General features: G+C 61.1%; 7 protein-coding genes. All 7 read left to right on the top strand.

Annotation, left to right across the window (positions count from 1 at the left end):
- The first annotated feature begins 12 nt into the window (after positions 1-12).
- The 7 genes from FW800_RS21360 (at position 13) to FW800_RS21330 (ending at position 11,830) form a co-directional block, all read left to right on the top strand.
- Positions 13-756, top strand: coding sequence for a polyketide synthase (locus tag FW800_RS21360; RefSeq protein WP_032877017.1), 744 nt, complete (start codon positions 13-15; stop codon positions 754-756).
- 11 nt (positions 757-767) lie between these two features.
- Entirely contained in the window at positions 768-4,343 is a 3,576-nt protein-coding gene (locus tag FW800_RS21355) for a beta-ketoacyl synthase N-terminal-like domain-containing protein (RefSeq protein ID WP_446438412.1), read from the top strand.
- A gap of 45 nt (positions 4,344-4,388) precedes the next feature.
- Entirely contained in the window at positions 4,389-5,327 is a 939-nt protein-coding gene (locus FW800_RS21350) for an alpha/beta fold hydrolase (RefSeq protein WP_446438411.1), read from the top strand.
- An 82-nt stretch (positions 5,328-5,409) separates the two neighbouring features.
- Complete coding sequence (gene ileS, locus FW800_RS21345; protein WP_446438410.1) at positions 5,410-8,502, top strand: isoleucine--tRNA ligase; 3,093 nt, start codon at positions 5,410-5,412, stop codon at positions 8,500-8,502.
- A gap of 60 nt (positions 8,503-8,562) precedes the next feature.
- Positions 8,563-9,414, top strand: a complete 852-nt coding sequence (locus tag FW800_RS21340) for a 4'-phosphopantetheinyl transferase family protein (protein ID WP_078820780.1) — start codon at positions 8,563-8,565, stop codon at positions 9,412-9,414.
- A 125-nt stretch (positions 9,415-9,539) separates the two neighbouring features.
- Positions 9,540-10,904 (top strand): cytochrome P450, encoded by a 1,365-nt coding sequence (locus FW800_RS21335; protein WP_032877012.1) that lies wholly within the window; start codon positions 9,540-9,542, stop codon positions 10,902-10,904.
- Positions 10,901-11,830 carry a VOC family protein gene (locus tag FW800_RS21330; RefSeq protein ID WP_446438409.1) on the top strand — a complete coding sequence of 310 codons (930 nt, stop codon included), beginning with the start codon at positions 10,901-10,903 and terminating at the stop codon, positions 11,828-11,830. The genes FW800_RS21335 and FW800_RS21330 overlap by 4 nt, the downstream gene beginning before the upstream one ends.
- Positions 11,831-11,866 lie beyond the last annotated feature (36 nt).

The raw sequence follows: 11,866 nt of genomic DNA, 5'->3' as shown, positions 1-11,866 counted from the left end.
AGAGGAGTGCCGATGGACAGTGTCATCGATTTTCAGGCGCGTGACGACGGGGTAGTGGTGCTCACGCTCCAGGACCGTGAGCATAAGAATACCTTCACGCCGGCGTTGATCGACGGATTGATACAGGCCTATGCGCGAATCAACGCCAGCGACGCCTACAAGGCAGTGGTGATCACGGGCTACGACAGTTTTTTTTGCAGTGGCGGCACCCGCGAAGGGCTGCTTGCCTTGAACCAGACGCGTGGCGATTTTACCGATGCCAATGTCTACAGCCTTGCATTTGAATGCAAGATCCCGGTGATCGCCGCGATGCAGGGGCATGCTATCGGCGGCGGCCTGGTAATGGGCTTGTTCTGCGACATCGTGGTGTTGTCCCGCGAGAGCCTGTATACCGCCAACTTCATGAAGTACGGCTTTACCCCCGGCATGGGCGCGACCTATATCCTGCCCTCCCGGCTCGGTAGCCTCGGCCAGGAAATGCTCCTGGCGGCGCAGAGCTACAGTGGCGCGCTACTTGAAGCACGCGGCGCGCCGTTTGCAGTGTTACCGCGTGCCCAGGTGCTGGCCCACGCCCTGGAGTTGGCGATGGAGTTGGCCGACAAGCCCCGGTTGTCGCTGGTCACGCTCAAGCACCATCTAAATCGCAAGCTGCGCGAAGACCTCCCCGCGGTCATTGAGCGTGAGCTGGCGATGCACGCGTTGACAATGCATCAGCCGGAAGTCGGCGAGCGAATCTCAACCTTGTTTGGCCGGTGAGAGAGACCCTTATGACCCTGAAGACCATCCTCGACGAACTGCGCGAGGGCCGGCTGAGCATCGAGCAGGCCAAGGCACGCCTGCGTATGCTGCCGGCACCCCAGCCGACGGCGCAAACCCCTGATCCCGTGGCGGTGGAAGCTGGCGATATTGCCATCATCAGCATGGCGGGACGCTTTCCTGGTGCGGCGTCGGTGGAGCAGTTCTGGGACAATTTGCGTGCTGGCGTAGACAGCATTACGCAAGTGCCGGCGACCCGCTGGGATACCGACACGTATTTCAGTGCACAAAAGGGTGAGCCGGGCAGGGCGTATTGCCGGTGGGGCGGGTTCATCGAGGATGTGGACCGTTTCGATTCACTGTTTTTCGGCATTTCTCCGCGCGAAGCCCAATTGATGGACCCTCAGGAGCGCCTGCTTTTGCAGGAGGTCTGGACCTTGTTCGAACGCATCGGCTACACCCGCGATTACCTGGCTGAGTCCTGCGACGGCGAGGTCGGGGTGTTTACCGGTTCGATGTATCAGCAGTACCACGCGTTCGACGCCGATGTGCCGCGCAAGGCCACGGTAGCCTTGTCATCGACCGCAAGCATGGCCAACCGGATTTCGCATTTTTTCAACCTCAAGGGTCCCAGCCTGGCGCTCGACACCATGTGTTCCTCGGCGGCAACGGCGCTGCATCTGGCCTGCGAAAGCCTGCGCAGCGGCAGTTGCCGGTTGGCGGTGGTGGGGGCGACGAATCTGTCTATCCACCCGTTCAAATATATTGCGTTGTGCCAGGGGCAACTGCTCGCCAGTCATCCGGGGGTTCGAGCCTACGGGCAGGCAGACGGGTTCCTGCCCGGTGAAACCGTGGCTGCGGTGCTGCTCAAGCCGCTCAAACAGGCGATTGAAGAAGGTGACACGGTCACTGCGGTGATCAAGTCCACCGCTATCAGCCACAAAGGCTATACACCCGGCTACAGCGTGCCGAGTGCTGCTGCGTTCGAGACCCTGCTGTCGCGGCATTTCCAGCGCTCGGGCATCGACCCCCGGAGTGTCGATTACGTCGAGACCTCGGCCTCAGGTGCAACCCTGGGCGATGTCGCTGAGTTCCAGGCGTTGCGAAGCGTCTATGGGCCGCGCAATACGCACTTGCCACACTGCCGTCTGGGTTCGGTGAAGTCGAACATTGGCCATGCAGAAGCCGCGATTGGCCTGGCGCAGGTGATCAAGGTGGCGTTGCAACTGCGTGACCGGGTGCTGGTGCCGTCGATCCTGACCGAACCGCTTAATCCACAAACCCGCGCTGATGAGGCGCCGCTGCAGGCCCAGCGCAGCCTGGAGCATTGGCACCATCCCAGCGATGCACCTGGCGGCATGCCCTGGCCGACACCGCGCCGTGCCGCTGTGCATACATTCGCCGCTGGCGGTGCGAATGCCCACCTGCTGTTGCAGGCGTACGACGCTGCACCCGCCGCCGTTGAGCCGGTCTCAACGCCAGGCCCGTGGCTATTGGTTTTTTCCGCAGCGACTAACGAGCGCCTGCAGGCTGTGCTTGGCAGTGCTCGGCAAGCATTGGCTGCCACCCCTTCGCTCACCCTGGATGACTTGGCGTTTACCCTCAGTCAGGGTCGTGAAGCCATGAACTGCCGGGTGGCATGGGTGCAGCGCCAACCTGGCACCTTGCTCGACACTCTGGATGCGGCGCTGGCCTGTGTTCACCGGCAACAGGGCAGTGTGGACGGCGTGGTGGTTCACTATGGTGACCTTGAGGAGGTCGAAGTGCCGGATACCGCGCCCCTTGAGCGCCAGACGTTGAGCCTGGAAGAGCAGGCCCGGGCCTGGGTTGTTGGACAGATCAGCCTGCAACAGGTGTCTCGCCAGGCCAGCCTGCGTGCTGGCCGCCGCATCGTCGAGCTGCCGACTTATCCGTTTGCCAAGGTTCACTGTTGGCTGCCGACCGTTGACACATCCGCCACGCCTGCGCCTGCGATAGCCATCGCGCTGGAGGCGAACGCCGAGGATGTGCATGAGGTGGTGCGTGCGCAAATCGCCGCACTGACGCAAATCGATCCGCACACGTTGCAATTGGGCAAGCCGTTGCTTGATTACGGTTTGAATTCAGTGACCATGCTGGTGCTGGCGGCTTGCCTTTGCCAGGCATTGGAGGGGCTGGATGAGAGTCGTGACGGCCCGCAGTTAGTGCTGTGTAGGACAGCCGGCGCGCTGATCGAACAGCTTGAGCAAATGCTCGCTCCCATGCCGCCTCCGGTCAGCGAGCCGATGCCGTCGACCGCTACGCCGATCGTGCCGAGTGTGCCTGCGGCGAGTAACTACGTTGCGCCGGAACAGTTGCAGGTGTACCACCGCAACGGCTACGCCTTCGATTTTGCCCACCAACCCGCCGCGCTGCCGGAGCGGGCATGGGCCGGCAAACGCGGTGTGGTGCTGGGGGCCGGGCCGGCTGGCCTGGTGGCAGCCCTGACCCTGGCGGCCAATGGTTTCGAGCAGGTGTATGTGGTCGAAAAGCGTACCGCGATCAACCGTATGCAAATGGTCACGCTTTACCCTCACACCTTGCCCTACCTGAAAAGCATCGGGGTGCTGGATGCCGTGGCACGGCGCGCCGCACGGATCGTGCGACACGATTTCTACCTCAATAGCGCCGGGCAGCGCACCCGGTATTTCTCCCGCGAGTTGCCGGCCGGCATTCTCGACAGTATCGATGCAAGCATGGCGTATGGAGACGAGACAGTCGCCGAGCTGTTCGTGGGTGAGTCGGTGATGGCCATTTCCCTGGCCGACTTGCAGGCGGTGTTGATGGAGCAGGCTTGCGCGCGGGGCGTGCGGTTTATCGCCGACCATCAGGCGACGGTGGTCGCCGACGACAGCAAGCCCGCTACCTGGCAAGTGTTGCTGAGTGCAACGGCAGGTGCGCCGTCATTCCCCCTCGATGCCGATCTGGTTGTGGTCGCTGACGGTGCGCGCAGTGCCGTGGCCCAGGCCGCGGGCATCGAGTGCACGCTGCTGCAGACCCCTCAGGGCAGTGAGAGCTGGTATGTGTTTCACTGCGCCAGTGAGGTTGCGACGTCACGCTTGAGCTATGAGTTCGCCTTCGATTCGCGCGGGCGTCTCGATCACTGCGCTTTTGGCCTGGCCTACCCTGTGCGCAAAGAGTTTGGCGTGGCGTTCTACAGCAGCACACCGACGCCACCGGCGCTCGAGCTGCTTTTGGACAAGGCTGACTTCTTCGCCAAAAGCTGGGGCGTCGAGCACCAGGGGATCAACTGGTTGACGCAACGTATTGCGGTGCATCACAGCAGGGCCGAACGGGTAGTTGATGGCAACCTGTTGTTGGTAGGAGATGCAGCCGGCACCGGCTCGCCCAACGCCGGCCTGGGTTCGGGCCTGGCGATTTCGGCCTATGGCTGGGCCCTGAACGAGTATTGCCGGCGGGCTGCGACGGATCGGGAGGCCGCGGCGGATTTCTATCAGGCCGCCGCCAGCCGCTATCCGTTGGCATGGCAAAGCCGTTCGCTGCACATCTGGGACGAGATCAACAATCTGGCAGCAGGCGTGGCGGGGCAGCGACAAACCGGTACATGAGGCACCTTGGGGCAAGCAGGCACAGTGAAGAGAGGGACACACAGCATGCAACTGATCACGCACGATGGCTTGAGCCTGGAGGTGCTACACACGCAGGCGCCGGGTGGCACCGTGGTGTTCGTCAATGCCCTGGGCATCGGCAACGCCGTGACGCAGGGCGTGGCCCAGGCGCTGCAGGCGGCCGGTATTGGCTTTGTCACCTGGGAACGGCGCGGATTGCCGGGGGCGTATGACGATAGGTTTCGCGAATATGCGCTGGACGATCAGGTGCGCGACCTGGAACACCTGATGACCATGCTCGCTCCTGGCCCGGTGGTACTGGCCGCCTGGTGCACCGGCATTCATACCGCGTTGGCTTATGCGCGCAGATGGCCCGCACGCTTGGAGGCGCTGCTGTTGTTCAACAGCCCGAATTTCTTCAATAGCCGCTACAGCGCAGTGGCTGGCGATGCCATTGGCAAGGTCAGTCGCATATTGGTCGAAGATGAGTCCAAGCTCGATTTCATGTACCACACCATCTTCGCCAATAACACGGAACAGACAGCCACCCGCCTCACAGGGCTGGCCGATGCGCGCATCCGCGGCTTGGTGGAGGCTCCCTTCAAAAGCGGCCCCCAGGCATTGCTGCGCTATATGTACCTGATCCAAAGCGCCGCTGAGCCTGAAGTGGATCGCCAGTGGTGTGCCCCGATCAGCGTGCCAGTCCTGGTGATAGGGGGGCGGCAAGACACCATGGTGTCGTTCCAGGACTCACTGAGCCTGGGAGAGATTCTGCCCAATGCGCAGGTGCGCATCATGGACGATTGGGGGCACTACACGCTTTTCTCTGATACACAAGAGAGTGTATCCAAGGTTATGCTGGGGTTTCTGCAAACGCTGGAAGCGTTTGACTGTCGTACCGTGCCACCTGCTTTTCTCACCCCTTTTTGTGCGCCGTCAGTTGTATCGGCCGCCAGTCGACAGGGTGAGGCAGACGTGGATTGACGGGCGATGGCGGCGGCAGACCGCCAGGTAAGGTAAAGCCCCGAGGGGGTGCTTTTTTTGTTTTTACTGACAGGTGTGACTGATGAGTACGGAAGGAAGTGGGCCGGTTAGATTTCCGGCAATGGAAGATGCGGTACTCGAGCGGTGGGAAAAAGAAAAGACGTTCGAGCAATCCATCAGCGCCCGTGAGGGTAAGCCGGTGTACGTATTTTATGACGGCCCGCCGTTTGCTACCGGCCTGCCGCACTACGGCCATATTCTGACTTCCTATATCAAAGACGTCATACCGCGTTACCAGACGATGCTCGGCAAACAGGTCCCACGCCGCTGGGGCTGGGATTGCCACGGCTTGCCGGTGGAGTTCGAAGTCGAGAAGGCCATGGGCTTCAAGTCCAAGCGCGATATTCTCGAGTTTGGCGTGGAGCAGTTCAACGACGAGTGCAGAGAGCTGGTGCTCAAGTACGCCGATGACTGGCGTGGCTTTGTCAACCGGATGGGCCGTTGGGTCGATTTCGATGGCGCCTACAAGACCATGGATAACGACTACATGGAGTCGGTGCTGTGGGGCTTTAAAACCTTGCATGACAAGGGGCATGTCTACGAGGGCGGCAAGATCGTGCCTTACTGCGTGCGTTGCCAGACGGTGTTGTCGAATTTCGAGGCGCGCCTGGACGACGCCTTCCGCCCGCGCCGCGATATGTCCGCCTATGTCAAGTTCAGGCAACAAGACCGCCCGGACACTTTCTTCCTGGCATGGACCACCACACCCTGGACGTTGCCTGCCAACGTCGCACTGGCCGTGGCCGCCGATGAAAACTATGTGTGCATCGAGCACGGCGAAGAGCGCCTATGGCTGGCCGAAGGTTGCCTGGGCGGCTTGTTCGATGAGCCGGTGATCCTGGAACGCTGTACCGGCGCAGAGCTGGCTGGGCTGCGTTATCTGCCGGTGGTCGGCGAGGTGATCGATGCCTCGGCCCATCGCGTGGTCACCGCCGACTTCGTACAGATGGGCGATGGCTCTGGCATTGTCCACATTGCCCCTGCGTTCGGTGAGGACGACGCCTTGCTCGGGCAGCAATACGAGTTGCCTGCACCTAACCCTGTTCGCGACGACGGTACCTTTTCCGATGCGGTGGCGCAGTATGCCGGGCAGAATATTTTCGAGGCCACGCCGCGCATCCTTGCAGATCTGAAGAGCAGTGGCTTGCTGTTCAAGCAAGAACAGATCGAACACAACTATCCACACTGCTGGCGTTGCGATAACCCTCTGATCTATCGCGCGGTAGAGTCCTGGTTCATCCGCGCGTCGGCGCTGCGCGAGCAGTTGGTGGAAAGCAACAGCCAGGTCAACTGGGTGCCCGAGCATGTGAAGGAAGGGCGCTTCGGGGACTGGATCCGTAATGCCCGCGATTGGGCGGTGTCACGCAACCGTTTCTGGGGTGCGCCCATCCCGGTATGGCGCTGTGACCAGTGCGGCACCGTCGAGGTGATGGGCAGCATCGCGCAGATCGAAGCGCGTTCCGGGCGCAAGGTCGAAGACCTGCATGTGCCTCATATCGACGAGCATCGTTTCGCCTGCCAGTGCTGCGAGGGCACCATGAGTCGGGTGACCGGTGTCTTCGATTGCTGGTTCGAATCGGGCGCAATGCCGTTCGCCAGTCGGCACTACCCGTTCGAAAACAAGCAGGAGTTCGAACAGACTTTCCCTGCCGACTTCATCGTCGAGTACCTTGCGCAGACCCGCGGTTGGTTCTACACGATGATGGTCATCTCCACCGGCTGTTTCGAGCAGAACCCCTTCAAGAACGCCATGTGCCACGGGGTGATTCTGGCCAAGGACGGTCGCAAGATGTCCAAGCGCCTGAAGAACTACCCCAACCCGATGGATCTCATGCAGACCCACGGTTCGGACGCCTTGCGCGTGGCCTTGCTGGCATCGCCGGTCTGCAAGGGAGAGGACATCAAGTTCAGTGAAGAGTCGGTGCGCGACGTGGTGCGCCGCTACCATCTGCTGTTCTGGAATTGCCTGCAGTTCTATAAAACGTTCACCGAAATCGACCAGTTCAGTCCTTCCGGCGACCTTGGCCAGCCCCTGGACAATGTCCTGGACCACTACTTGTTGCATGAGTTGGCGGCGCTGGAATCGGATATCAAGATGTGGATGGAGTCTCTGGATTTTTCCAAGATCTATTCGCGTATCGAAGTGTTCATCAACGTCTTGAGTACCTGGTACCTGCGCTTGAACAAGGCACGCATCTGGCGCGATGGCCTGGATGACGACAAGCGCCAGTGCTATGAAGTGCTGCACTACGCGTTATCTAATTTTGCTCGTCTGCTGGCGCCCTTCATGCCGTTTCTGGCTGAGGCGGTCTACACCGAACTGGGGTATGCCGACTCTGTGCACCTGCAAGACTGGCCGAGCATCGATCGCCAGTACCTGTCGTACGAGCTGGCCGATGAAATGAGCAGCCTGCGTAACTTGATCGCCAGCGTGCGCAATGTGCGCGAAACCAATGGGGTTTCGCAGAAGTTTCCGTTGCGCAGCATTCGCGTCGCGGGTATCGAACAGGCCGTACTGGAGCGTTATGCACAGTTCCTCGAGGAGGAACTCAACGTCAAGCAGGTCCAGTGGGCCGCCGATGCCGACGAGTGGGCGCAGCCCGTGGTGGTATTGATCTTCTCCTTGCTCGGCAAGCGACTGGGCCCGGCGATGAAGGCGGTCACCACAGCGGTAAAGGCCGGAGAGTATGTAATCGATGAACAGGGGGTGCTGGTTGCCGCAGGGCAGACGATCCAGCCCCACGAGTTCGAGCGTCGCCTGACCGTGCGTGACACGCTCAATAACGTCGGGATTGTCGAGAACATGGTGGTCTGGCTGGACTTGGACATCGATGCCTCGCTCAAGCGCGAAGGCGCCGTACGTGAGCTCAACCGCAGGCTGCAAGACCTGCGCAAGAAAGCCAAGCTGGGCTACACCGAAAAAGTCGACATCGCCGTGCTCGGCGGTGCCTATGTCGATGAGATCCTGGTGCACCACGAGGACTGGCTCAAGAGCCAGTTACTGGTCCAGAGCTTGTTGCGCAGCGATCTTGAGGCGCCGCTGGCAGTGGACGAAGTCGAGCTGCCCGAGGGCGACCCTGTGCGTATTCAACTGCGCCGTAGCGTACTGGCCTGAGGCAATGCCGACCTGGTGCCGCGCTGTCGAGCGGCACCAGGTGGTGCCGCTGGAGTCACGATGGATCGTGAGTGGCCGTTACCACCGGGCGATATCCAGTTGTGGGTCTGTCGTGATGAGTTGATCGTCGCGGCTGACCTGTTGGCCGAATATGCCGCGGTGCTCAGTGACAGTGAGCGCCAGCGGATGGCGCAATTTCATTTTGCCCGACATCGCCATCAGTACCTGGTTACCCGGGCGCTTGTGCGTCATGTGTTGTCGATGTATCGCCCCGGTATTCCTCCGCAGCACTGGTGCTTTGCCTACAACGATCACGGCAAGCCGTGTATCGATCCGGTGTTGGACCCCTCGCAGTCCCTGCACTTCAATGTTTCCCATACCGATGGCTTGATCGTCATGGCCGTGTCGCGACAGGCAATCGGCATCGATGTTGAAGACCTGCAGCGCCAGGGCGACGGCGTTTCGGTGGCCGATACGTTCTTTGCGGCCGCCGAGCGCCACGACCTGCAGCAGTGTGGCGCAGCGCACCGTGCGCAGCGATTTTTCGAGATATGGACACTCAAGGAAGCCTACATAAAGGCCCGCGGCGAAGGTCTTGCTGTACCGCTCGACAGCTTTGCCTTCCGGCTGGGGCCAAGCTGCGGGCATTCCCTTCAATTCAACCCACCGACAACCGACGCCCGGCATTGGCAATTCTGGTCAACACTGCTGCTGGCGCGCTACTGCCTGGCTGTGGCTGCCTGTCATGAATCGCCTCGGGCCAGGTTTTGCCTGCGCGTGCAGGAAGTCATTCCCCGCGTGCGTACCCTCGACCTGGCCTGCCTGTGTCGGCGCCAAGCGGCCCCCCACACGGTGACGCCGCCATGGAGGCTGCCGGGCATCTGCGCCACACCCGAGATCGACCTCGGCTAATTTACCTATCAGTGCTTATAGGTTTGGATCGCGCCGCTTTTGGTTATGCTTTTTTCGCTGGGCACTGATGTGTCGCAGGCAGGGCGCGGCAATGCATAGACCAAACGCCATCCGGGAGAGCAACGATGACATCGTGGGAAAGAGAGGTCTCGAGTGGGGCCGGCAACCGCCAGCTTCCCGTGGTCAAGGGCTGGCCACTGCTCGGCAGTGCGCTTGCCTTGATCCGCAACCCCCTGGGCTTCTTGCAAACCACGCGCAGTACCTATGGCGATGTCTACCGGGTCAAGGCCGCGCATATGAACTTCGTGGTATTGGCCGGCATGGAGGCGAACCGATTCGTGGCGGACAAGGGCAAGGATTGCTTTGTCTCAAGCGGGTTCTGGGAAGCGACCTTGCAAGAGATGCAATGCCCGCATTCGTTCATCGGCGTGGATGGTGATGCACATCGCTTCCAGCGCAACCTGATGAAGCCGCTGTTCTCCAAGTCGGCGTTCAACGAGCGCATTCCCATGCTTGCGCAGATCTTCACGGATACCCTGCAAGCGCGCTACGGCGTTGATCAAAAGGTGTCGGCGCTGTTTCGGCATGTGCTGTCGCAGCAGATTGGTGGATCACTGCAGGGTTATCAACCCACGCCGGATGAAGTCGAGGCGCTGATGCGGTATCAGAATACCGCGATGAACGTTTGTGCCCTGAAAAAGTGGCCGCGGCTGGCGTTGCGCCTGCCGGGTTACCGGGCGGCGAAAAAGCAGGTGCAGGCGCTGGCTGACCGGATTATCGAGTCGGAACGGACCCAGGAGCAAACCCAGGGTTACTTCCAGACGCTCAAGGAAAAAGGGCAGATGGTCCAGCCCCAGTGGTTTACCCCAGGAGATATGCGCAACCACGCCATCATCTCCTACCTGGCAGGCATCGACACCGTCGGTGCCACCTTGAGCTTCATGTTGCTGGAGCTTTTCAAGCAGCCGCACTTGCACCAGGCGTTGCGTGATGAAGTGGATGCCTGTTTCAGCCAGGGATTGCCGGACGCTGATGGCCTGGAAAACATGGAGACCCTGAAGAACTTCATCCGCGAGGTGATGCGTCTTTATCCAACGGCCTACGCCGTGCGCCGTACGGCAGCGAAAGACTTCGAGTTCCAGGGTTACTCGATCGACAAAGGGCAGGACATCATTCTATTCACCACTGCCAACCACACGGATCCTGCGTGGTTCAAGAACCCTCAGGTCTTCGACATCACTCGCTATGAAGAGCCGCGGCTTGAACACCGCGCCAGCGGCGCCTGGGCACCCTTCGGTCGTGGGCCGCACACCTGCATCGGGGCGGGGCTGGCCAATATCCTGTTGTCGTTGAACCTGGCGCTGTTTTTGTATCACACCGATTTGCGCCCGGCGTGCAAGCTCAGCGATATCAAGATGGATTTCTCCAACCCCGCCGCAGGTTTGAGCGAGCGATTTGCCATTTCCTTTACGCCACGGAATCGCCCGTGAGCAGGTCCGAACTTGCGCCGCCGCGATTGTGCCAGGTCGCAATCTGCTCCGCCGACGCCACCACCAGCATGCAGTTTTATGCCGCGTTGTTGGGTTTGCGTGCCACCGGCAGTTTTCAGGTTCGCGGACCCATGGCTGCCCGACTGTTCGAGATGACGGCGGTGCAGGGCGTCAATTACTGGATGGCTGACGCACAGGCATTTTTTCAGCTTGAATTCTTCGAGTTCAGCCAACCGTGCCGGTTGCCGGCGGCAACGCGCACACGCAGCGGCTACGAGCGCTTGTTTGTCGCGGTAGCCGGTATAGACGCCGCCGTGGCGCGCTTGCAGGCGGCCGGTATACCCGTCGACCTCGCCGGCACAGTGCTGCGCGACCCCGATGGCGTACCGGTGCAACTGGTGGAGGGTGAGGCTGGCGGCGCGGTCGGGCGCATTATCGGCGTACGGCTGGTGGTCGAAGATCTGGAGGACGCCGTGGATTATTTTCATCGGGCGCTGGGGCTGCCGCTGTCGGCGTGCCAGCCCTCGGCCACGGTCAGCTGCGACACGCCGCGCTGCGCCCTGGATGCGGGTGAGCACTGGATCGAACTGGTGCACCGCCAAGGCGTGGGCGCCGTACGACCACTCAATGAACCCGGACTGATGAATGTCGCCCTGGGCGTACGCCGCCCAAGCCACTTCAATGCCCTTTACCGACGCGTGCTGCGTGAAGGCTTCAGCTCAAGCACGCCGCCGGTTGGCGGTGGGTTATCCCACGTGGTGTACCTGCGCAGCCGCGCTGGGCTGTCGGTGGAGTTGCTGCAATTGCCCGCCTGGATGGATGCCATCTGGGGCTTTCGCGCTCCCGGAAGGTTGGCCAGGCTGGCGCGGTTACTGATTGGAGGGCTGGTCGGGTTGTCGGCCAGGATGGCTCGCGCATCGCCTTGAGCGTTCGTGCGGTGTTTTGGCAAACAGCAACAGGAG

This window comes from Pseudomonas sp. 910_23 (genome assembly GCF_052850795.1).
The sequence above is the reverse complement of the archived record's forward strand: the minus strand, read 5'-3'. Positions and strand labels throughout refer to the sequence as shown.